The sequence below is a fragment of the uncultured Clostridium sp. genome, from assembly GCF_963515715.1.
In the GTDB taxonomy this organism is placed as follows: domain Bacteria; phylum Bacillota; class Clostridia; order Clostridiales; family Clostridiaceae; genus Clostridium_AW.
In genome coordinates this window covers 1-24,967 of record NZ_CAUPZS010000042.1, presented here as the reverse complement: position 1 = coordinate 24,967, position 24,967 = coordinate 1, and the positions used below count along the sequence as shown (strand labels likewise).

16 protein-coding genes are annotated in these 24,967 nt (G+C 30.4%); 4 read left to right on the top strand and 12 right to left on the bottom strand.

The window, feature by feature from the left end:
• The 12 genes from RYO54_RS19100 to RYO54_RS19045 form a co-directional block, all read right to left on the bottom strand.
• Positions 1–1,204, bottom strand: a 1,204-nt coding sequence (locus tag RYO54_RS19100; protein WP_315122249.1) for a Na+/H+ antiporter NhaC family protein, incomplete at its 3' end; no start/stop codon positions are given.
• Between the two features lie 472 nt (positions 1,205–1,676).
• Positions 1,677–3,221: a histidine ammonia-lyase gene (hutH, locus tag RYO54_RS19095; RefSeq protein WP_315122247.1), complete on the bottom strand. Its 1,545-nt coding sequence runs from the start codon at positions 3,219–3,221 to the stop codon at positions 1,677–1,679.
• Between the two features lie 61 nt (positions 3,222–3,282).
• Complete coding sequence (locus tag RYO54_RS19090; RefSeq protein ID WP_315122245.1) at positions 3,283–4,584, bottom strand: Na+/H+ antiporter NhaC family protein; 1,302 nt, start codon at positions 4,582–4,584, stop codon at positions 3,283–3,285.
• Positions 4,585–4,609: 25 nt separating this feature from the next.
• Entirely contained in the window at positions 4,610–5,422 is an 813-nt protein-coding gene (locus tag RYO54_RS19085) for a diaminopimelate epimerase (protein ID WP_315122243.1), read from the bottom strand.
• A gap of 585 nt (positions 5,423–6,007) precedes the next feature.
• Positions 6,008–9,070 (bottom strand): AAA family ATPase, encoded by a 3,063-nt coding sequence (locus RYO54_RS19080; protein WP_315122241.1) that lies wholly within the window; start codon positions 9,068–9,070, stop codon positions 6,008–6,010.
• A 60-nt stretch (positions 9,071–9,130) separates the two neighbouring features.
• Positions 9,131–9,763 carry a trimeric intracellular cation channel family protein gene (locus tag RYO54_RS19075; protein WP_315122239.1) on the bottom strand — a complete coding sequence of 211 codons (633 nt, stop codon included), beginning with the start codon at positions 9,761–9,763 and terminating at the stop codon, positions 9,131–9,133.
• Positions 9,764–9,809: 46 nt separating this feature from the next.
• Entirely contained in the window at positions 9,810–10,643 is an 834-nt protein-coding gene (locus tag RYO54_RS19070) for a methyl-accepting chemotaxis protein (protein WP_315122238.1), read from the bottom strand.
• A gap of 146 nt (positions 10,644–10,789) precedes the next feature.
• Positions 10,790–12,043 carry an imidazolonepropionase gene (gene hutI, locus RYO54_RS19065; RefSeq protein WP_315122236.1) on the bottom strand — a complete coding sequence of 418 codons (1,254 nt, stop codon included), beginning with the start codon at positions 12,041–12,043 and terminating at the stop codon, positions 10,790–10,792.
• Between the two features lie 9 nt (positions 12,044–12,052).
• The gene (gene ftcD, locus RYO54_RS19060) at positions 12,053–12,958 is read right to left on the bottom strand and encodes a glutamate formimidoyltransferase (RefSeq protein WP_399549777.1); all 906 of its coding nucleotides are present in this window, start codon (positions 12,956–12,958) and stop codon (positions 12,053–12,055) included.
• 97 nt (positions 12,959–13,055) lie between these two features.
• The gene (locus tag RYO54_RS19055; RefSeq protein WP_315122232.1) at positions 13,056–15,092 is read right to left on the bottom strand and encodes a urocanate hydratase; all 2,037 of its coding nucleotides are present in this window, start codon (positions 15,090–15,092) and stop codon (positions 13,056–13,058) included.
• Between the two features lie 472 nt (positions 15,093–15,564).
• The gene (locus RYO54_RS19050; protein ID WP_315122230.1) at positions 15,565–16,914 is read right to left on the bottom strand and encodes a sigma-54 dependent transcriptional regulator; all 1,350 of its coding nucleotides are present in this window, start codon (positions 16,912–16,914) and stop codon (positions 15,565–15,567) included.
• Positions 16,907–18,898 carry a transporter substrate-binding domain-containing protein gene (locus tag RYO54_RS19045; RefSeq protein WP_315122229.1) on the bottom strand — a complete coding sequence of 664 codons (1,992 nt, stop codon included), beginning with the start codon at positions 18,896–18,898 and terminating at the stop codon, positions 16,907–16,909. The genes RYO54_RS19050 and RYO54_RS19045 overlap by 8 nt, the downstream gene beginning before the upstream one ends.
• A 104-nt stretch (positions 18,899–19,002) precedes the next feature.
• Between RYO54_RS19045 and RYO54_RS19040 the strand changes: the two genes are divergently transcribed.
• From RYO54_RS19040 to RYO54_RS19025, 4 genes are all read left to right on the top strand, one after another.
• Positions 19,003–20,016: an ABC transporter substrate-binding protein gene (locus tag RYO54_RS19040; RefSeq protein ID WP_315122228.1), complete on the top strand. Its 1,014-nt coding sequence runs from the start codon at positions 19,003–19,005 to the stop codon at positions 20,014–20,016.
• 511 nt (positions 20,017–20,527) lie between these two features.
• Positions 20,528–21,724 (top strand): sodium/glutamate symporter, encoded by a 1,197-nt coding sequence (gltS, locus tag RYO54_RS19035; protein ID WP_315122227.1) that lies wholly within the window; start codon positions 20,528–20,530, stop codon positions 21,722–21,724.
• Positions 21,725–22,237: 513 nt separating this feature from the next.
• Positions 22,238–23,434: a sodium/glutamate symporter gene (gene gltS / locus RYO54_RS19030; protein ID WP_315122225.1), complete on the top strand. Its 1,197-nt coding sequence runs from the start codon at positions 22,238–22,240 to the stop codon at positions 23,432–23,434.
• Positions 23,435–24,105: 671 nt separating this feature from the next.
• Positions 24,106–24,967, top strand: an 862-nt coding sequence (locus tag RYO54_RS19025; RefSeq protein WP_315122223.1) for a sodium/glutamate symporter, incomplete at its 3' end; no start/stop codon positions are given.

The following is a 24,967-nucleotide window of genomic DNA, read 5'->3' as shown; positions in this document are numbered from 1 at the left end:
GACCATCTACATTTAAACCTGATGTAGGTCCAAGGGTACTATCTGAAGCTGGTGACCCTGCATCCCCTATAGCACCTGCTATACCTATTAGTAAAGCAATTGCAGCTGGGCTAAATCCAAGTTCTAAAGCTAGTGGACAATAAATTGCAGCAAGTATTGGAACTGTTCCAAAGGATGTTCCTATTCCCATAGTAATCAATAATCCAACACCTAACATTAAGAAAGCTCCTCCAAATTTTCCTCCTACCATTCCCGTTGTAGCAGCTACTAAAGACTCAACTGCTCCTGTCTCTCTTAATACCTCTCCGTAACCGGCAGCTACCAGCATTACGAAGGCTATAAATCCCATTATTTTCATTCCGCCATCCATCATTTCGTCTATTTCTTTATATTTTATAGCTCCTGTAGCTAGCATAACAATCAATCCAGCTAATGCTCCTAATGGCAAAGAGTTAGTAGTTATCTGAACAAGAAAAGCTGCTGCTGCTCCTAATAATGCCATATACTGTTTATTTCCCATTTTTAGGTCTTCACCATTTTCAAAGTTCTCTATTATAGCTTCGCTATATTCTCTTGGCTTTCTATAAACAACCAATACTGCTAATAGCAATCCTATTAACATACTCAATCCGCCGATCCACATAACTCCGGCAATTTCAGATGTAGTTATTGGAACACCATTTTGAATCATCTGGTCTCTAATAATATTGTGGAAAATAAGTCCGAATCCAACTGATAGAGTAATATAAGGCGCTTTAACTCCAAAGGTTAATGCACAAGCCATAGCTCTTCTATCCAATTTCATTTTGTTCATCAATGGAATTAGTGGTGGAATTAAAATTGGAATAAAGGCTATATGAACTGGTATAAGGTTTTGTGAAAAACAAGCTACACCAGCTATTATTAATGTAAATACCACTGCTTTTCCTTTAACTGCACCGGATATCTTTTTAGCTAATATAGTTGCTAATCCTGTTTTATTAATAGCAATTGCTAGTGCTCCTAATAAAATATAACTCAAAGCTGTCTCAGAGTTTCCTCCCATTCCTCCAATTAACACCGATATAGTTTCTGATACAGGAATCCCTGCTGCAACCCCCGCTGCCAATGAGGCTATGAGTATAGCTAGAATTACATTTAATTTTAATAAACATAAGGCTGTCATAATTATAACTGAAATTACTACTGGGTTAAATAATACCATTATTATTCCTCCTTTGTTTTTTGATTTAAACGTCTGGATTCACTTTACAAAATGAAACTTAATTTTCCATATTCTCCATATCTCCTCCCATAAATCATTTATCTTTTGTGCAATTCAATGATATCACATCTTCGTCAATCGAAAGTCTATTTTGAATGTTTGAAAAATTTAATTTTTCAAAGCATTTTTCCCATTTGTAATGTTGAATTATGTAATATCGTGTAAAATTAACTCGATTTTCTAGATGATTAATGACATTTTTTCCTTTTTATTTACTTTTTTCGCCATTTCGTCAATAAAACGTCTATTTTTTAAAATCATCTGAGTTAGGATATATACATTGAAATTTTCTTTTTTATTATTTTGTTATTCAATATTAACATTATTCCGAATATAGCGTCAATTATTTTTATTAATTAATTAAAATAAAAAAACTGTAAAGCTTAATTAAGCTTTACAGTTTTTCTAATAATTAGTGTTCTAAGTTTACAACCTTTTCAACTTCTTCTAATATCTTTCCATTAACAATTACTTCTGTAACTTTATCTAATTCTTTGTACATTTCTATATCAGTATCATATTCCATAAAGTTTACTGCTTCTCTTATTACTTTATAAGCTTCTGCAGTTCCCTTTCCTAATTCGAAGCCTTTATCAACTCTAAAGTCTATAGCCTGACAAGCTGCCATCAATTCTGTAGCTACAACTCTTGTAGCATTTTGGATTATATCCCTAGCTTTTCTTGCAGCTATAGTTCCCATACTTACTAAGTCTTCTTGGTTAGCTGAAGATGGTATTGAGTCTACGGATGCAGGATGAGCAAGTACCTTGTTTTCAGATACTAAAGCTGCTGCCGCATATTGAGTAATCATAAATCCTGAGTTTAATCCACCATGTCTAGCAAGGAAAGCTGGTAAATCATTTAATTGAGGATTTATAAGTCTTTCAAGTCTTCTTTCTGATACGTTAGCAATTTCTGAAGCACCAATTCCTAAGAAGTCGAATGGCTGCGCCATAGGTTCTCCATGGAAGTTACCACCGGAGATTACATCTCCTTCTCTTGTGATAATAGGATTATCTGTTACTGAATTTATTTCTATTTCAACTTTTGATTTTACATAATTAATTGTATCTTTGCTAGCACCATGAATTTGAGGTACGCATCTTAAAGAATAAGCATCCTGTACTCTTAATTCACCTTGTTTTGTCACATAAGTACTACCTTCAACTAATTTCAATAAATTTCTAGCAGTAGCTAACTGTCCATCATGTGCTCTTATTACATGAATTCTTTCATCAAAAGCATCTGTTATTCCTCTTAAAGCCTCTATAGTCAATGCAGCTGCTATATCACTAACTTTTAATAATTCTATAGCATCATAAGTTGCTAAAGCTCCAGTTGATGTTAGTACTTGAGTACCATTTATTAATGCTAAACCTTCTTTAGCATCTAATATAATAGTAGGAATTCCTGCCTTTTCCATAGCTTCTTTACCTGACATTATTTTTCCTTGGTATTCAGCTTCTCCAAGTCCTAACATAGGTAGAACCATATGAGCAAGTGGTGCTAAATCTCCTGATGCTCCTAATGATCCTTTTTCAGGAATTATTGGATGTACTCCTTTATTCAACATTTCTACTAAAGTGTTTAATGTTTCTATTTTTATTCCTGAATATCCTTTTGCTAATGCATTTGCTCTAGTAAGCATTATTGTTCTTACAATATCTGTAGAAAAACTTGGGCCATATCCACAAGCATGGGAGCGTATAAGATTTTCCTGTAACGTATTACAATCTTCTTTAGATATACTTACATTGCAAAACTCACCAAAACCAGTAGTTACACCATAAACAACTTTTTCATTTTCTACAATATCATCGATTATTTTTCTTGATTTCTTTACACCTTTTACAGCATCTTCACTTAGGGAGACTTTGCATCCCTTTCTTGCTACATTAACTATCTCCTCTAGTGTTAAATCATTTCCTGTCATTATAACTTCTTTTATTTCTTTCATGGCTATTCCCCCTTTAGTATTTATATAACATTATGTTATATCTTTTGTATATTAAAATATTTTATCCTAACATTAAAGCTCCTAATATTCCACCAATAAATAATGGTATATTGAAGAATATGAATGTTGGAACACAAGTATCCCAAATATGATCATGTTGACCATCTACATTTAAACCTGATGTAGGTCCAAGGGTACTATCTGAAGCTGGTGAACCTGCATCTCCTAAAGCACCTGCAATACCTATCATCAATGCTATAGCAGCAGGGCTAAATCCAAGTTTTAAAGCTAGTGGACAATATATTGCAGCAAGTATTGGAATTGTTCCAAAGGATGTTCCTATTCCCATGGTAATCAACAATCCAACAGTTAACATTAAGAAAGCTCCTCCAAGTTTGCCTCCTACCATTCCTGCCGTAGTATTTACTAAGGCTTCAACTGCTCCTGTCTCTCTCAATACTTGTCCGTAGCCAGCAGCTACTAACATTACAAAAGCTATAAATCCCATTATTTTCATTCCGCCATCCATCATTTCGTCTATTTCTTTATATTTTATAGCTCCTGTAACTATCATAACAAGTAATCCAGCTAATGCTCCTAATGGTAAGGAACTAGTAATTATCTGAACAACGAAAGCTGCTGCTGCTCCTAATAACCCCATATACTGTTTAGTTCCCATTTTTACATCTTCACTTTTTTCAAAATCTTCTATAATTTTTTCGCTATATTCTCTTGGCTTTCTATAAACAACAAATACTGCTATTAATAATCCTATTAACATGCTTAATCCGCCAATCCACATAACTCCACCGATTTCAGATGTAGTTATTGGAACACCGTTTTGAATCATCTGGTCTCTAATAATATTATGGAAAATAAGTCCAAATCCAGCTGATAGAGTAACATAAGGTGCTTTAAGTCCAAAAGTCAATGCACAGGCCATAGCTCTTCTATCTAACTTCATTTGATTCATCAATGGAATTAGTGGTGGAATTAATATTGGAATAAAGGCTATATGAACTGGTATAAGGTTTTGTGAAAAACAAGCTACAGCTGCTATTATCAATGTAAATACAACTGTTTTTCCTTTTACTCCACCGGCTATTTTTTTAGCCAATATAGTAGCTAATCCCGTCTTATTAATAGCAACTGCTAGTGCTCCTAATAAGATATAACTTAATGCTGTTTCAGAGTTTCCTCCCATTCCTCCGATTAATACCGACATAGTTTCTGGTATAGGCATTCCTGATGCAAGTCCCGCTGTCAACGCCGCTGCAAGTATAGCTAAAATTACATTTAGTTTTAATAAACATAAAGCTGCCATAACTATAACTGAAATTACTACTGGATTAAATAATAACATTATTATTCCCCCTTTATTTTTTTATTTAAACATTAAAATTGTCTACATTTACTTTTCCTTCAGCTACAATTTTTACCAAACCATCCAAGCAAATATGGATTACTTTATTTTCTTTCCAATCAGCTATAACTTGCAACTCTCCGCCAGGTTGTTTAATTTTTTCTTCTATGGAACATCTTTTTGTGTAGGCTAAAGCAGCGCCTAATGCTGATGTTCCTGATGCGCAGCTTCTTTCTTCCACAAGGCTATCAGTACCCTTTACGTAAACTAGTGGCTCTAGATAGTTTTCATCATAATCATAGTACATGATTCCAAATGCGTCATAATCGCTATTGTCCATTTCACTCTTTAATAAGTTAAAGAAATATTCTCTATTCTTTATTTCTTTCCTGTTCACTATAAAATGTGTAATCCCTGAGAATTCCACCTTTATACCAGAGAAAACGGTATCATTTTCTATAATTGAAAATTCTTTAATTTCTTTTGGTAAAGGCATGTACACTTTAGACATATACGCATAGTCATCTTCCGTTTCAGAAACTTCACAGCGAATCAAATCTTCAGCTCCAGATACCTCTAACTCTACTATGTATCTATCCATTTCTTTAACGAAATAAGGATATTCATTATAAACTACTAATGCTGCTAAAGCCCTTGTTGCATTACCGCAAAATTCTCCCCCCATCATTTGGAGTCTTAGATATTTATTTTCTTTATATGATTCTGACTTTTCAATAAATCCAACTTGTTCTGCATATATACTACTATAATTCATCAATTCTATTGCTACATTCATTTGCGCATCCCTTGGAACTTGGTCTAAAACAAATACTGTCATATTTTCCACTGGATTTACCTTAACAAAATGAAGCTTAATTTTTCATCTCCTCCTTTCATGAATCATTTATCTTTTGTACAATTCAATTATATCACAATTTCGTCAAATAAGAGTCTATTTTGAATGTTTTAAAAATTTAAAATTGCAGAGCATTTTTTCCACTATTAATGTAACATAATGTAAAATCACCTTTATTTTTTAGATTATTAATTACATTTTATGCTTTATATTGATTTTCTTCGCCATAGCGTCAATAAAACGTCTATTTTTTCAACATCTAAGTTAGATTGTATATATTTGAATTTTCTCCTTTATTATTTTCGTTCATTTTTATCCTTCAATTTCAACACTATTCCGAATTATCACACTAAACATTTAAACTGTTATCAATGCATTATGTTATTATTTTAATTTGTTATCACTTTAGTTTGATGATATGATAAATCATACAATAACGCATCCTTGCTTACTAATAATATTATTAACTTATATAGTTATTTATTCATATGTAGTGTAAAAAAGTGGCTTATAAATACAAACCACTTTTTATACTATATATTAAATAATAATATATGAATTATTTTATTATATTTCATAGGACTTCCTAAGCATATCTATAACTTCTATTTCATAATTGTCTCTTGCTTCCTTTAAAAATTTAATACCTTCATCACAATAATAATTTATATCCTTATCTAAATATCTACTAAATACTTTATTTAAATCTTCATTTTTTTCCATACCTACCCTTATTTCAGCTTTAATCCTATATACTACACCTATTTCATGAGGATTTTTGATTTTTTGAGAATGTAAATCTGCATTCTTTAAATACTGTAAAGCTTCATTATAATGCCCTTGTTTTACATTTAAAAGTGCCATAAAAGCTTCTAATATAGAACGTCTCCATACAGAATCAAATTGGTTGTATAATCCATAAGCCTTCTCAAAATAATCTTTAGCTCTATGATAATCCCCCATATCAAAGGCAGCCTGGCCAGCATTTATATTAAACACCGCTAAACTAGTCAAAGCATTTTTGTTTTCACAAATAGCTATGGCTTTATCATAGTAATTTAAAGCTTTTGAAAATTTCATATTAAATCTTCTTATTTCACCTATATAATTATAAGCTGCTGCAATATTCAAAGAATATTTATCCGCCACTTGTTTTGTTACGTTAAATATATTTATCGATTCATTAAGCAATTTTTCAGCTTCTTCATATTCTCCGCACATTATTTTATATAGCCCTTTTAATCTCAGTAATATACCTATTTCCTTATGATAATTACACTCTACTGCTAAATTTAATGCTGAGTTAACATATTTTATCATGAGTTCAGTATCGTTAGTCTGTATACAAAAATATATCATCTGTTTATATCCTTCGAGAGCATAATCCCTATCTTTAATTTCTAATGATTTTTCTATCATCTCTCCTATAAATCCCGTACCTTGATCATAATCTCCTTCTCTTATTAAGTATCTACCTTTCATATGAAGAAAAGCTATTTCCAATTCAATTACTTCCTCTGTAGCTCCTTCTTTCTTTTTTACTTCCTTTAGTAAGTTTTCAACATCTTTTAAATGCTTTATAGTTTGTTGTTTACTAAAATAAGCGTATTTATAGGACTCTGCATCAGTATTGCTAAGTATAGGAAAGAGTTCATGGCTAAAATTTAAATAGTAATTTAAACTTTTTATTTTATAATTTAATGTTTTTGCTCCATTATCACCATTAGAATAATGATATATGAGCTTATGATAAGTATTTATATCTGTTTTGTCATTTCTCAATGTTTTTTCTAGTAAATCACCTATTTTATTGTGTAGAATTTTTTTTCTACCATCAGATTGCTTTATATAAACAAATTCTCTTAATTTTTGATGAGTAAATTTAAAGCTAATTTTATCATTGCTATTTATTTCTTTTAAAATAAACTTATTTTCTAATTCTTCTATTATATCCATTATTTCTAATTGATCCTTACCAGTTAAACTTTCTAGAATATTTAAGGATACTTCATCAAAGAAAAGAGATGCTATATTTAATATTTTTTTACCTTCCTCAGATATATATAGAAATCTACTTTTCAATATATCTTGCGTTTTAACAGACATAATATTTGTATCTCCATTGGACTTGATTATATTTAAATACTCGTTTAGAAAGAAAGTATTCCCTTCAGTTTCATCGTAAATCTTCTTTAACATTTCTCTCGTAATGCGATACTCTGGAAGAGCATTTTTAATAAATCCTTCAACTTCTTCGCTGGTAAACCTAGGCAAATCTATAGCTAATATTTTATTATAACTATTCATAGTAGTTATAAATTTATCCACATTACTATCATATTCATTTCTGCAAGTAGCAATAAATATACTATTATTTTTATATTGATGAAGCATAACACTACTCAATAAGGATAAACTCATATTATCCATCCATTGAATGTCTTCAAATATAAATATAACTTTCTTTTTTTCTGTAATTTTCTTTAATATGTCTGAAATAATATCCGCTATCATTTCATATTTAAGGGTTTCAATATTTTCTATTAATTTTATATTTGCATTTCCTTCTTTCTTATGAAATTCCGGAAATATATTCGATATAATATTTTCCCATACGGTTGGAATTGTAATTTTATCATTCACTATAGTATCTGATATTTTAGAAATAATGGCATTCCAAGGTTTTAAAAAATACTCTTTTTCTACTTGATAGCAACTAGTTTCAAATATATATACTTCTTCTGGATTTATATCCTCCATAAACTTATCTTTTAGCCTACTCTTGCCAATACCAGCTTCTCCTGTTATAATCGCTGATTTACCATTATTTCCTCCAATAAAATTTTTGTAGTTGTTTTCTAGTAATCTCAATTCATTGCATCTACCATAAAAGAAGTCCGTAGAAGTAATGCTTTTACCTCCTTGACTCTCATTCATAATATCTAATACTTCATTAAATATTTCTCGCGTGTCTTCATCGGGAGTTATACCTAATTCTTTTTCTAATAATTGTGATAGCTTATTATAAGTATCTATTGCTTTTCCATATCCTCTGGTATTTTTATAATGGTCCATTAATATCCTATAGGCCTTCTCATCAAATTCATCTACACTAATTAATAACTTAGAATATCTTTCTATATTATCATCAATAGAATTTTTTATATCTTCTGATATTTTATCATATAATTTTGATATATACTCTTCTTTAAGATTTTCTCTAGTCTTAATAGCCCACTCTTCAAATTCTTCTGCATTTTTAACAAAAAATCCTTGTAAAAATTCTCCTGAATACGCTTCAATGCATTTATCTTTGTCATTTAAAAAAATATCTACATCTAATTTTATATCTATATGTGGGTTTAACATGACTATAGATTTTTTAGGAGATATAATTACTTCTTCATCAAAAGATTTTTTTATTTTATAGATTGCATTCCTCAAATTTTTCTTAGCTATATCTTCTTCTTCTTCAGTCCACAATAAACCTGCTAATTCATCTCTACTAGCCTTTTTATTTACTAACAAATAATAAAATAAAGCCTTCACCTTATTGTATGGAAAAATTATTTCTTTTTCATTAACTTTAATAACAGGAGTACCAAATAATTTTGCATAAATTACAGTCACTTTTATCCCCTCTTTATTCTTTTTTATTTGTGAGTATATACTAATTATAATATATAAGTACTATTTTGTTAAATTTTCTTGTTTTATCCTCATTTTAGCTTTAGGAAGTTGTAAATTACATTTAATAGATATGATTCTAACTATAAAAGTAACAAAGAAACATACATACAAAGCTACAGCATTTCCAAAATATTCTCGAGCTGCTACAAAAGATAATCCACCTACAATACAAGCTACAGCATATATTTCTTTTTTAAAGACAAAAGGAATTTCTTGAGCAAAAACATCTCTTAGTATTCCCCCTCCAACTCCCGTAAATAGTCCAAGGGATACAACAATAAAAGTGCTTGTAAAATTATTTTCTATTGCTACACTACAACCTATGGCTGCAAAAGCTCCTAATCCTATGGCATCTGATATTTGTATAATATTATTTAGTCTATTTAATCTATCATAGCATATAAATACAATAACTGCCGTTATTATACTGATTGTGGCAAAAAACGGATTCACAAATGCCGCTGGTGGGTGAATTCCTATTAAAATATCTCTAAGCACTCCACCACCTACTGCCGTAGTAATAGCTAATACTATTGTACCAAATAGATCCATTTGTTTCTTAATACCTAACATGCATCCAGATAAGGCAAAAGCTATAGTTCCAACAATCTCAAATACAGACATAAAGCTCATATCAATTTCTCCTTAGTAGATATTTATCATATTATTAATTTCAGCTTTAATATTGTGATGAAATATGTTCTAAAGTTTCAGCATTAGAATTTAGCTCCTGTACTGAAGCTGTAATTTCTTCTAACGCCGCTGCCTGATTATGAAATGTTCCATTTATTTTTTTTATACTATCTGAAATATTTTTTACGGATACTTGTATTTCATTAATTATATCATTTATTTTAGTTATAGATTCACTACTTGAATTAGATAATTTTCTTATTTCAGAAGCTACTACAGAAAAACTCTTACCAAACTCCCCAGCTCTTGCCGATTCTATTGACGCATTTAATCCTAATAAATTAGTTTGTTTTTCTATAGCTTTAATAAAATTTATTATTTCATTACTATTTAATGTTTTTTCAAAAGCTTCTTCGGCTTCTTTTAACACAACTTCGTTTAAAGAAGCGGTATTTTGAACTCCCTCTGAAACTTCATTAATTGCATCAGCAATTTGACTTGATGCTTCCGACAAATTTTTTGATAAATTTAACATATTTTCTTGCTTCTTTAAGCTCTTTCCAATGGAAACAACACCAATGACCTCTCCATTCTCATTTTCAATTGGAACTGCTATAGATTTTAGCTTAAAGTTAAATATATCTTCTTCAATAATTTTTGTTACTGTATTTCTTGTCCTTATAGCATCATAAGTAGAACTTCCTCTTTTTATAACATCTCCTACCTTTATATCTGGCCTTATATTTTCACTAGGAGAAAAAGCTATAAATTTTTCTTTATCAGTAAGAGCAAAACTAACCTCATCTTCTAACAAACTAGACAAGTATGGGCTAACATCAATAAAAGATTTTAATATTTCCTCATTAATTTTATTACTCATTATCAATTCCTCCTCTGTTAATTATACTCAAAATTTGTATAAATTAGCAATAAGAAAAATAAATCCACTTACTTTATGTCAAAATAAGTGGATTTACCCGTGTGTCACCGAAGGTATTTAAATTTATATATAAAGATAATGGTTAACTACTTTTCATGAACTAAAACTCCATCTTTCACAACTCTTTCTACTATATTAACTCCAGTATGGTATGGTAAAAATTTATATGATGGATATTCTAATATTACTACATCACCTTTTTTACCTACATCAATGCTTCCAACTGAATCCGCTCTGTCTACAGCAGCAGCTCCATTTATTGTCATAGCAGTAATTGCTTCTTCTATACTCATATTCATATATATAGTAGCTAATGCAAACATTAATGGTATTGAGTTAGTAAATCCACTTCCTGGGTTAAAATCTGTTGCTAAGGCTACAGCACACCCACCATCTATCATTATTCTCGCTCTTGCAAAAGGTTCTTTTAAACAAAAGGCAGTAGTTGGTAAAAGAGTACTTACTACTCCCTTTTCAGCCATATCCTTTATCCCCTTATCAGAAGCGTGAAGTAAATGATCCGCTGATATGGTACCTAATTCTGATGCTAGCTCAGCTCCTCCAAGCTGGACTATTTCATCTGCATGTATTTTTAATTTCATTCCTAATTCTTTAGCTTTTGAAAGAATCTTTCTTGATTCTTCTACAGAGAACACTCCTTTTTCACAGAAAACATCACAAAAATCTGCTAAATTATTTTTTGCTACTTCTGGTAATACCTTCTCTAGCATAAAATCTATATATTCATCTGTTCTTCCTTTGTATTCATTCGGAACAGCGTGAGCTCCCATAAAAGTCTTACAAATGTCTACTGGATGATCCTTTTGAAGCTCCGTCATAGCTTCTAATTGTCTCAGCTCTGTTTCATAATCTAAACCGTATCCACTTTTTCCTTCTACAGTAGTCACTCCAAAACCAAGCATTGAATCTAATCTTTTTCTACCTAAATCTACCAATTCTTCTTTTGAGGCATTTCTAGTATCTCTAACAGAACTTACTATACCACCGCCTCTATTCATAATTTCCATATAGCTGTCTCCACGTAATCTCCATGAGAACTCTTCAGCCCTATATCCACCGAATATAAAATGAGTGTGGGAATCAACAAAACCCGGTAGAACACATTTTCCTTTAGCATCAATAACTTCATAATTAGATTCATCATATTTTTTTAATATTTCATCTGTTTTTCCTATATCTTTAATTATTCCATTTTCAATAACTACTGCACCGTCTAAAATTACATTAATTTCTGACATTTCTTTACCAAATTTAGCCTTAGTTCCACTACAAGTAACTAATTCATGAGCATTTTTTATTAACATATTTCCCTTTTTCATTAATATCACCTACTCCATAAATGTATTTTCTAAGATCTGTTCCATTGAAAAATCCTCTACTTGAAGATAGTATAACGCACTATCTACTAATGCACTCATTGGAATAGTTCCTATTATTTCACTATTCATTATACTAACTCCAAATCTCCTACTTTCCATCTTTATCATTTCAAATATTTTGTATAAAGACATTTTATTATAATCTGTTATGTTGATACGGATCTGTGCCAGCTGACTATTATAAAGATTTACCCCTATAGCCCTACAAAACCTTAATCCCCCACTACTAAACCTAATATTTTTAGCTATACTATCTGCTATGTTTTTATTATCTGTATTTAAATTTACATTTAAATAAACATATGGCATCCTAGCACCTACAGCAGTTACTCCTGCGGTTATATTTAATTCACTTGGTCCAAAATCAGGTTCCCACTCTGGTCTATTTATCTTTTCGCCAAATCCTTCATATTCTCCTTCTCTTATACGAAGTAAACTTTCACGTTTAGGCCTAATAGCAGATTTTTCATACAAATATATAGGAACCTTAAACTTTTCCCCAGCATCTTTTGCAAATTCCCTTGATAAGTTTACCGCTTCCAACATTGACATATTCTTTATAGGAATAAAAGGTACTACATCCACTACCCCCATTCTAGGATGTTGTCCCTTATGCTTTCTTATATCTATGATTTTTATAGCAATATCCATAGCTTCTAACATAGCATTTTTTACATTTTGTGGCCTTCCCATCACTATTACCATGGTTCTATTGAGATATACATCGTTATTATAGTCTATAAGCTTTACCCCTTCTTTTCTTCTAAAGGCATTTACTATCTTTTCAACTTTATCTAAATCCCTACCTTCACTGAAGTTAGGTAAACACTGTATTATCTTCTCTTTATCTACCACAAAAGTCCCACCTTTCATGTAACCATGGTAGGCATTTTATTTTGTATATAATTTTGCAGTATACAGACATTGTATACTGCAAAATCATTAAATCCTTTTATTTATTAATTCTTTTAAATATTTCCCCTACAGCATTTTTAACCATTTCTTCGTCACTTAAATAAGGAATTGTTATGTGGTCTGTTCCTTTATTATTGTTGTTGTATTCAATTACAGTTTCTATTGAATTATTGTTTCTTGCCCAAGAACGTCTAGCAACACCGCCCATAACATCCCATGCCATTGAGGATTTAATTATTTCGTCTACTCTATGGCTTCCATCAAGCACTAATCCAAATCCACCGTTAATTGATTTACCAATACCAACTCCACCACCGTTGTGTAAAGCTATCAAACTCATACCTCTAGCTGCATTACCAGCGAAACATTGAACAGCCATATCAGCCATTACATTACTTCCATCTTTAATATTTGAAGTTTCTCTAAATGGTGAATCAGTACCAGATACGTCATGGTGGTCTCTACCAAGCATTATTGGACCAACTTCACCTTTTCTAACCATATCATTAAACTTAAGTGCAATATTTACTCTTCCCATAGCATCTTGATAAAGAATTCTAGCTTCAGTTCCTACAACTAATTGATTCTTTTCAGCATCTTTTATCCAGTTATAGTTATCTCTATCTTGATACCTTCTATTTGGATCTATAGCATCCATAGCCGCATGGTCAGTCTTAACTAAGTCTTCATGTTTACCACTTAAGCATACCCATCTAAATGGTCCATATCCATAGTCAAATAACTGTGGTCCCATTATATCCTCAACATATGATGGCCAAATAAATCCATCTTTTTCATCTATACCATTCTTAGAAATTTCTTTAACTCCCGCATCGTAAATCGCTTTCATGAATGAGTTACCATAGTCAAAGAAATATACTCCTCTTTCAGTTAAAGTTTTAATTACCTGGAAGTGATGTTTTAAAGTTTCATCTACTAATTCTCTGAATTTTTCTGGTTCTTCTGCAAGAAGTCTAGTTCTTTCTTCAAAGGTAATTCCCTCTGGGCAGTATCCCCCTTCATAAACATTATGACAAGAAGTTTGGTCTGAAAGAAGGTCAATATGAATATTATTATCTACCATATATTTAAGTAAATCTACAATATTACCATGGTAAGCTATAGACATAGCTTCTTTCTTCTCTGCTGATTCTAAAGCCATTTTAACTACTTCTTCTACATTATCTGACCATTTCTTTATCCATCCCTGCTCAAGTCTTGTATCAACTCTTGATTTATCTACTTCAGCAACAATTGCAACACCATTTGCTATCTCACAAGCTTTACCCTGAGCTCCACTCATTCCACCAAGACCTGATGTTACAAATATCTTTCCTCCTAAATCTCCATCATTAGGAATTCCAAGCTTTGATCTTCCTGCATTCAATACAGTGTTGAATGTTCCATGAACGATACCCTGTGGTCCTATATACATCCATCCACCAGCTGTCATTTGACCATAGTTTGCAACTCCCATTTCTTCAGCTATTTCCCAATCTTTTAAGTTGTCAAACATACCAATCATTAATGCATTTGTAATTATTACTCTTGGAGCATCTGGTTTTGATTTGAATAGTCCGAGTGGATGCCCTGATTCAATTACTAAAGTCTGATCCTGAGTTATTACTTCTAAGTATTTTTTTATCAATCTATATTGCATCCAGTTTTGACATACACTTCCTGTTTCTCCGTAAGTAACAAGCTCATATGGATATAAAGCTACATCAAAATCTAAATTGTTATCAATCATTACTTGAAAGGCTTTACCTTCAACACAGTTTCCTTTATATTCATCAATTGGTCTTCCATAAAGTCTTCCTTCTGGTCTAAATCTATATCCGTAAATTCTTCCTTTAGTTGTTAATTCTTCTAAGAATTCCGGAATTAACTCTTCATGATATTTTTCTGGGATATAACGTAAAGCATTTTTTAATGCTACCTCTGTTTGATCTTGTGATAAATGGAATCCTCTGTTTGGAGCTCTTCTTATGCCTTTTCCGAACTTAGGCATTTCTGGCAAATAATCATCCAGTTTAATTGTCATTGCTTCTGAAATATCAAAATTTTTTATCATGATTCTTCCTCCCTATTTATATTAATTATTAATTCGCTTATATATTTGTTTACCTTATGGCTCTATTATATACTGACTTCGTCTTTAAAGCGTCTATGTTTTTTATATATTCTGAAATTTTTGATTAATATATAACAATTTTTGACGTCAATTTTTGTAGACGCTAGAGAAAAAATTGCGACGCCAAACTAATTATATCCAATTGGCTTTGTAATTATAAGTTTTTACAAAAATAATTTAGTTTTACAAATAAAGAGCTAAGCACGTAGTGAAGCCGCTCCGGAAAAAGTCGCTTTTTCACTACATACTTAGCTCTTTTGTGTTTTGTAAATATATTCTCAAATATAGATTTTTTAAATATGTAGTAACATTCATTTATTGTATATAACTTAAAAATGATATGTAATGCGTACTATGCACTTGAGCAAAATTTAGAAATTCTTGATTTATTTTAGAAAAAGTCCCAATTTCCCTAGAGTTCATACTCTTTTATTTTATACCTTAAAGTTCTCTCTCCTATTTTCAATGTCTCTGCGGTCTTTCTTCTATTTCCCTGAAATTTTTTCAATGTATATTCTAAAACCTTTTTTTCAATGCTCTTTATATCTTCGCCAATAAATATAGGGATTAAATCCGTTTCTTCTCTTGCGATATTTTCTCTTTTAAATATTTCTTCAGGTAAATCTTCTTCTCTAATGTAGTTGCCTTCAGTAAGGACAATTGCCCTTTCTATGATGTTTTGCAATTCTCTTACATTACCATAGAAATTATATTTCTCCAACCGTTCTAATGCCTTAGCCGTTATTCCTTTTATATTTTTATCTAATCTTATACTGCATTTTTTCATAAAATATTCTACTAACTTTGATATATCTTCTTTACGTTCCCTTAATGGTGGAAGGTTTATATTTATTACATTTAATCTATAAAATAAATCCTGCCTAAATCTATTGTTTTTCACCTCTTCTTTCACATCCTTATTGGTAGCCGAAACAAATCTAACATCTACACTTATGCTTTTTGCAGACCCTATGGGCCTTATTTCTTTATCTTGTACAACTCTTAGTAGTTTAGTTTGAAGATTAATATCCATATCCCCTATTTCATCTAAAAAAAGAGTACCTTCATGGGAAAGCTCAATAATTCCTTTTTTATCCTCCATAGCTCCTGTAAAAGCTCCCTTTCTATATCCAAACAACTCACTTTCTAATAAATTATCAGGAATAGCAGAACAGTTTATTACATGGAAAGGTTTTTCCTTTCGTTTTCCCTGGAAATGAATCGCTCTAGCCACCAATTCCTTTCCAGTGCCGCTTTCCCCAGTTATCATTACATTCGTATCTATATCCTTAACTCTATCTATTAAGTCAAATACTACTTTAATTTTTTTTGAATTTCCTATAATATTGTATTTATCATCCTCATGAATTTGATCGCTTAAATATTTAATTTTACTATTAAGATTTATATATTCTTCTCCTTTAGTCAATAACAAATATAACTCTTCAATATTTATAGGCTTTGTTATGTAATAAAATGCACCTAGTTTCATAGCTTTTACAGAAGACTCTATACTTCCAAACGCCGTCATAATTATTATAACCATTTCCGATCTAATTTCTTTAAGCTTTCCCAATACATCCATTCCGTCACTTTCACCTAATCTTAAGTCTAATAAAACTATATTTATATCATTATTTTTCACTAATTCTATGGCTATTTCTTCATTATTAGCGGTAAAAATATTATAATTATCTTCTAATGCAAAACTCAATGATGTACATATTGAATTTTCATCATCAACAATAAGCAATTTATACATTGCTACCATCCCCCATATTTTTAAAATATAATTTAAATGTAGTACCTACATTTTTGCTGCTCTCTATATAAATATTTACTCCATTTTCCTTTAACAGTTGATAACTCACAAAAAGTCCTAAGCCTGTACCATTAGATTTCGTAGTATAAAAAGGATTGTAAATTTTATCAATATCTTTTTCATCTATTCCTGGACCATTATCAGATATGTATAATATTATTCCCTCTTCTATAATATCAGAGTAGAGATTTATGACCCTTTCTTCCTTATCCATACATTCTATAGCATTTAGTATAAGATTAATTAGAACTTGTTTTAGATGATTTTTATCTATAAATACATAAGTTTCCTTATGAATATTCAAATTTATCTTCGTATTTTCTTTATGTATTTTATCCTTTATTAATCTTAATAAATTATCTATTACATCATATAAGTTAACATACTCTTTAAATGGCTTTCTTGGCCTTGAATACTCTAATAGGTCATTGATTAAATTATTCAACCTTTCAATTTCCTTTGGTATATCTATTGATATCATTTCTCTAAACTTAGGATTTTCATATTTTCTGGGCAATATTTCTGCATATGTTTTAATAGATGTAAGTGGATTTCTTAATTCATGAGCTATTCCTGAAAGCAAAGTACCTAAAGATTCCATTTTATCTTTAGTTCTAATAGTCTCTTGCATCAACTTTTCTTCTGTCACATCTCTAAAACTAATTATGCTTTCATTATAATATTGATTATTTTCATTTAATATATTTATATTGTAATTTATATATATCTTTTTATCTTCTATATAATATTCCTTTACTCCACTTTCATTTCCCTTCCCCTCTTGAGGAAAGATTTCTTTAATCACTGTATCATAAATATATTTATCCATTACTTCTTCTGGCTGTAAATCTAAAATTTTTAAAGCAATATTATTTATAAAGGTTATTTTACCTTCATTGTTTATAGTAATAATACCATTTAATATACTATTTAATATCCATTCCCTGAAATCCTTTTCTTCCTTTATATGTTCGTTCTTTTTTTTCAAATTTTTATTTACTTCTTCTAGTTTATATGTATGTTTTTTAACCTCATCCTTTAACATATCATTCCACAGATAAAATAAAAGAATTATTATAATAAAAATCGTCGAACCAATTAAAATTATTTTCATTATGCTTTTTACATACCATTTAGTATAATTATTTGTATTGCCAAACCATTTTCTATAAATCATTTCGTAGGTGCCGTTATTTTGTATTTCTCTTAATCCTTTATTCAAAAGTTTTAAAACTTTACTATCACCTTTTTTCACTACCATGGAGTAATCCGTATAATTAAGAGGCATATCAACGGGCTTTATTTTATTCCTCACTTTTAACTTATCTAAATAACTTACACCTGCTAAAGTATTACAAATAATAGCATCCACTTTACCATCGATCAATTCCTTAAAAGCCTCTTCTTGATCCTTAACAAAAACAACACCTACATTTTCCAAACTTTTTAAATTATTAATAACTATATCTCCTTTTTGTATGGCTACAGTATTTCCTCTCAAAGTTTCATATGAAATTATTTTATGATTATCCTCCATAACAAAAATAGATTGGGAGTTTTGAAGATATGCTTCAGAAAAATCATATTGCTTAGATCTTTCTACAGTATATTTCATACCTTGTATTACATCTATTTCTCCACTTTTTAATTTTTCACAGGCCTCTTCCCATTTCATAGGATAAAATTCAACTTCAAACCCACCTCTTAAGGCTATTGCCCTAGTTATATCTACATTAAATCCAGTGTAAACACCATTATCATCAATATATTCAAAAGGTGGAAAATTTAAATCCCCACCTACTTTAATTACCATGTGACCGCTCTCTTCTTCAACTTTATTTTTATGATAATTAGCATGGCCAGATATAAAAGCAATAATTATTATAGTTAAAATAAAGAATATCCTTTTGAAACTCCTCTTCAAGCTTAACACTCCATTTACTTTTTATTCTAATATTATCACATTATATATTTTAAAACATAATATAGATTAAACAATATTTATATCAATAATATATGGAGGTAAAAATGAAGAAAAGGTTTTTAAAAAATCTCTCTCTATTCCTGACACTCATTATTTTTTCTCTCTCATTAGCATCTTGTAAAAAAGTAGAAGTACAGAAGTTAGAAAAAGTGCGTTTAAATGAAGTTGTGCGTTCTGCTTTTTATGCTCCTATATATGTGGCAATAAATAAAGGCTTTTTTAAAGAACAAGGAATTGAAATTGAATTAACTACAGGACAAGGAGCAGACAAAACTATGCAACAAGTCCTTAGTGGCAGCGTAGATATAGGTTTTGCTGGTCTAGAACAAGTTATATATATATACAATCAGAAAAAAGATGACTACCCTATTATATTCGGTCAACTTACTCAAAGAGATGGATCTTTTTTAGTAGGACGAAATAAAGAAGAAGATTTTAATTGGGCAAATCTAAAAGGTAAGACAATAATAGGGGGACGACCCGGAGGAGTACCTGAAATGGCATTAGAATACGTACTTAAAAATAACGGAATTGATCCCAATAAAGATGTAGACTTAATCACAAATTTAGCATTTACTGCAACAGCAGGCGCTTTCAAAAGTGGTACAGGTGATTATGTCGCTCTATTCGAGCCAACTGCAACGATGCTTGAAATTGACAATTCCGGATTCATAGTTGCATCAATTGGTGAATCTGCTGGCGTTATTCCATACACAGGTTTTTTCGCTACCCAGTCTTATGTAAAAGCGAATGAAGACACCATTACAAATTTCATGAAAGCTATTTATAAAGGCCAACAATGGGTTCTTAATAACAGTGATGAAACAGTATCAAAAGAGATAATTTCCTTCTTTCCAGGTACAGATGAAAAGGTAATAACTAATGTAATTCAAAATTATAAAAAAATAAATGCCTATGCAGAAAATCCAATTTTAAAAGAAGAAGATTTAAATAGATTAATGGATATAATACAATCATATAAAAAGGACTTAATCCCTGAAAGACCAAAGTTTAGCGATATTGTAAATAATTCATTTAGCGAAAAAGTTTTAAAATAAAATTCAATACACTCTCAATAAAAGGTAGTCATCTATTATAATGTTTTTTTGAGGACTACCTATATCTATTTTTTGTTTTTTGAAATATGCCATATTTAAAATTTCATTTATTCATTATAAAAATTTTATTTATAACACATCTCACCAGCTAAATAGCATATTATTCTTCGACTTTTTTATTTATTCAAGGGTAAAATAATCAAAGAATAAAAATCATATGGCAACCCTCTGTTTTTAAGCATTCCTCAAGTGCATCAACTAAAAACTCTGTCGCAATTTTAAATTATTTTTTTCTTTTTCTTATATTAAATTAATAAAAAACAAATAAAATATTTCTTTATTTTAATATTTTTAATTTTCTTAAAATTAACTGAAAAATGAAATTTTCTAATGGAAATCTCTTCATTTTTTTCAATTCTCTGATTGATTTTTTCAATATAATTCTATATAATGGAATTATATTGAAAATAACGTTTTCAATGCTTAATTTTTATTGAAAGGTGGACTTATTATGGAAATTAAATTAGACATGATGCAAACCACAGCCCTAGCTGTTGTAGTTTACTACTTCGGTTCATGGGTAAAAAGCAAAGTACAGTTTTTACAAAAATTCTGCATTCCATCACCAGTTGTAGGCGGATTTATTTTTGCTTTTCTTAATTTATTTTTAAAACAAAGTGGTGCATTAAGTTTAGTACTTGACACTACACTACAAAAACCATTCATGATGGTATTCTTTACATCCATCGGTATGGGTGCAAGTTTAGAACTTGTTAAAAAAGGTGGATTACAAGTTATTATCTTCTGGTTAGTGGCTACTGTATTAGCAATATTCCAAAATGCCATCGGTGTAACTCTAGCTAAAGCTGTTGGAGCTAATCCATTATTAGGATTAATTGCTGGTTCAGTAACTATGACAGGTGGTCATGCTACTGGTGGTGTTTTTGGTCCATTATTTGAAACTAAATATGGATTTGCGGGAGCTACTACATCAGCAATGGCGTCAGCTACCTTTGGATTAATCATGGGTTCTTTAATAGGTGGACCAGTGGCAAGAAGAATAATCGAAAAGAAAGGATTAAAATCCAACGTTGCCGCTTATGAAAGCGAAGATTTACAAGCTGCCGTTAAAGAAGAAGAAGTTAATTATCCAGAATTATTTAGAACATTAACTGTAATCTTAGTTTCTATAGGTGTTGGTGCTATTTTAGAAAAACAATTCGTAAAATTAGGCATAACTTTACCTTCCTACGTTAACGCAATGATTATATCATCTATAATTTTAAACATCGGTGAGTCAACTGGTAAATGGCACATCAACCAAACTTGTACGGAAATACTCGGAACAATAGGATTAAATGTATTCTTATCCATGGCTTTAGTTGGATTAAAACTTTGGGAACTTGCAGAAGTTGCAGGACCAATGTTATTAATCTTAGCAGTTCAAACAGTAGTAATGGCTTTATTCGCAACCTTTGTAACATTCAATCTTGTTGGCAGAGACTACGATGCTGCTGTAATTTCAGCTGGACACTGCGGATTTGGCATGGGAGCTACTCCAAACGGTATTGCTAATATGAGGGCTATTGTGGAAAGATATGGCGAAGCTCCAAGAGCCTTCTTTGTACTCCCAATAGTCGGTGCATTTTTAATAGACTTTACAAATGCCCTCATTATAACCGGCTTCGCAAATGTGTTCGGTAAATAATATGTAATTTCTATATCATTAACCTGGTATCAATATCATTTCCGATACCAGGTTATTTAATGGTCTGTATGTTTTTTCCCATTAAATGAAATATAATATATTTTAAATTTCATTTATCTGTTATAAAAATTTTATTCACAACACATCTCACAAGCTAAATAGCATATTATTTTTAACAAATCTTATTTATACGAATGTAAAATAGTCAAAGAATAAAAAAATCATATAACACTTCCAAATAACTGGTATTTATGTATTACAGTGCTTTTTTTGATAGCTACTTCTATTTATTTTTTTATTTTTTCATATTAAATTAATAAAAAATAAATAACTTATCTCTTTATTTTAATATTTTTAATTTTTTTAAATTTTATTCAGAAAATGAAAGTTTATAATAAAAACTTTCATTTTTTTTAATTTTTCGATTGATTTTTATATTGTAATTTTATATAATTAGCTTGTATTAAAAATGACATTTTCAATACTTATTTTTTATTGAAAGGTGGACTTATTATGGAAATTAAATTGGACATGATGCAAACCACAGCCCTAGCTGTTGTAGTTTACTACTTTGGTGCATGGGTAAAAAGCAAGGTACAGATTTTAGAAAGATTCTGTATTCCTTCACCAGTTGTAGGTGGACTTATTTTCGCTTTTCTTAATTTATTCTTATATCAAAGTGGTACATTAAGTTTAGTACTTGACACTACATTACAAAAGCCATTTATGATGGTATTTTTTACATCTATAGGTATGGGAGCAAGCTTAGAACTTGTTAAAAAAGGTGGATTACAAGTTGTTATCTTCTGGGCAATTGCTTCATTACTATGTGTATTCCAAAACGCACTTGGAGTTGGACTAGCTAAAGTCCTTGGACAGAATCCATTATTAGGATTAATAACTGGATCTATTACAATGACAGGTGGACATGGTACTGGTGGTGCCTTCGGCCCAGCCTTTGAAAAGGATTTTGGATTCGTAGGTGCTACCACTACCGCAATGGCAGCTGCTACATTTGGACTAGTTATGGGTTCATTAATAGGTGGACCACTTGGTAAGAGATTAATAGAAGCTAAAGGATTAAAATCCAATGCTGCCGCTTATGAAAACCAAGACTTACAAGCCGCTGTTAAAGAGGAAGAAGTTAATTACTCAGAATTTTTCAGAACATTGACACTTATATTAGTTTCAATCGGTGTTGGTGCTGTTTTAGAAGCTCAATTTGTAAAGTTAGGTATAACTTTACCATCCTATGTTAACTCAATGATTATAGCTGCTATAATACTTAATGTTGGTGAATCAACTGGAAAATGGCACATTAATAAAACATGTACAGATATACTTGGAACAATAGGATTAAATGTATTCTTATCCATGGCCTTAATTGGATTAAAGCTTTGGGAGCTTGCTGCAGTTGCAGGACCAATGTTAATAATATTAATAGCTCAAACGATATTAATGGCATTATTTGCTTACTTCGTAACATTTAACTTAGTTGGTAGAGATTTCGACGCCGCTGTAATTTCAGCTGGACATTGCGGATTCGGTATGGGAGCTACTCCAAACGGAATAGCTAATATGACAGCTGTAACCGAAAGATATGGGGCTGCTCCAAGAGCATTCTTCGTACTACCAATAGTCGGTGCATTCTTAATAGACTTTACGAATGCACTTATTATAACCACTTTCGCAAATGTGTTCGGTAAATAATATATAAATTCTATATAAATAACCTGGTATCAACACCATTTTTGATACCAGGTTATTTAATTGTTTGTTTATTTTTCTATCAAATGAAATGTATCATATCGAAAATTTCATTTATCTTTTATAAAAATTCTGGTTTATTTCACATCTTACCAGCTAAATAGCATATTATTTTTAAAAAATTTTATTTATGAAAGTGTAAAATAGCGAAATAATAAAAGCCATATGATACCCCTTTCTTTTTTAATTATTTTTTCAAATACATCAACTAAAACATTTATATAATCTACAAAAACTTAATTCCTTAAATACTTTATTCTTCAATCCTTAATCGCTAATTTAATAAAGTTTATTTTCTAGATTAAATATAAATTGAATTTATTATATAAAATAAAAAATCAACTAAAAATTTTGTCGTAATTTTAAATTAATTTTCTTTATTCTCCTAAGTATAAGTTTAATGTTTTAAAAATATTGTCGATTTCTTTTTTTAATTTTAATATTTTTAAATTTTATCAGAAAAATGAAATTTAATTATAAAAACATTCATTTTTTTTAATTTTTAAATTGATTTTTGTATTTTAATTCTATATAATGGGGTTGTATTGAATATAACGTTTTCAATACTTATTTAATATTTAATATTTAATTTTTTATTGAAAGGTGGACTTATTATGGAAATTAAATTGGACATGATGCAAACCACAGCCCTAGCTGTTGTAGTTTACTACTTTGGTGCATGGGTAAAAAGCAAGGTACAGATTTTAGAAAGATTCTGTATTCCTTCACCAGTTGTAGGTGGACTTATTTTCGCTTTTCTTAATTTATTCTTATATCAAAGTGGTACATTAAGTTTAGTACTTGACACTACATTACAAAAGCCATTTATGATGGTATTTTTTACATCTATAGGTATGGGAGCAAGCTTAGAACTTGTTAAAAAAGGTGGATTACAAGTTGTTATCTTCTGGGCAATCGCTTCATTACTATGTGTATTCCAAAACGCCCTTGGAGTTGCACTAGCAAAAGCTCTTGGACAACATCCATTATTAGGATTAATAACTGGATCTATTACAATGACAGGCGGACATGGTACTGGTGGCGCTCTAGGGCCAGTATTCGAAAAGGATTATGGATTCGTAGGAGCTACTGCTACCGCAATGGCAGCTGCTACATTTGGACTAGTTATGGGATCATTACTTGGTGGACCAGTTGGTAAGAGATTAATAGAACGTAAAGGATTAAAATCCAATGCTGCTGCTTATGAAAGTCAAGAGTTACAAGCTGCTACTAAAGAAGAAGTAGTTAATTACTCAGAGTTATTTAGAACATTAACTATAATATTAATTTCGATCGGTGTTGGTGCTGTTTTAGAGGCTCAATTTGTAAAAGTAGGTATTAATTTACCATCTTACGTTAACTCAATGATTATAGCTGCTATAATTCTTAATGTTGGTGAATCAACAGGAAAATGGCATATCAATCAAACATGTACAGATATACTTGGAACAATAGGATTAAATGTATTCTTATCCA

Bases quoted from the DNA above. Each gene is read 5' to 3' on its own strand.
- gltS (WP_315122225.1), top strand. From the start codon at position 22,238: ATGGAAATTAAATTGGACATGATGCAAACCACAGCCCTAGCTGTTGTA.
- RYO54_RS19070 (WP_315122238.1), bottom strand. From the start codon at position 10,643: ATGAGTAATAAAATTAATGAGGAAATATTAAAATCTTTTATTGATGTT.
- RYO54_RS19085 (WP_315122243.1), bottom strand. From the start codon at position 5,422: ATGACAGTATTTGTTTTAGACCAAGTTCCAAGGGATGCGCAAATGAAT.
- RYO54_RS19075 (WP_315122239.1), bottom strand. From the start codon at position 9,763: ATGAGCTTTATGTCTGTATTTGAGATTGTTGGAACTATAGCTTTTGCC.
- gltS (WP_315122227.1), top strand. From the start codon at position 20,528: ATGGAAATTAAATTAGACATGATGCAAACCACAGCCCTAGCTGTTGTA.
- hutH (WP_315122247.1), bottom strand. From the start codon at position 3,221: ATGAAAGAAATAAAAGAAGTTATAATGACAGGAAATGATTTAACACTA.
- RYO54_RS19090 (WP_315122245.1), bottom strand. From the start codon at position 4,584: ATGTTATTATTTAATCCAGTAGTAATTTCAGTTATAGTTATGGCAGCT.
- RYO54_RS19055 (WP_315122232.1), bottom strand. From the start codon at position 15,092: ATGATAAAAAATTTTGATATTTCAGAAGCAATGACAATTAAACTGGAT.
- RYO54_RS19040 (WP_315122228.1), top strand. From the start codon at position 19,003: ATGAAGAAAAGGTTTTTAAAAAATCTCTCTCTATTCCTGACACTCATT.
- RYO54_RS19050 (WP_315122230.1), bottom strand. From the start codon at position 16,914: ATGTATAAATTGCTTATTGTTGATGATGAAAATTCAATATGTACATCA.
- hutI (WP_315122236.1), bottom strand. From the start codon at position 12,043: ATGAAAAAGGGAAATATGTTAATAAAAAATGCTCATGAATTAGTTACT.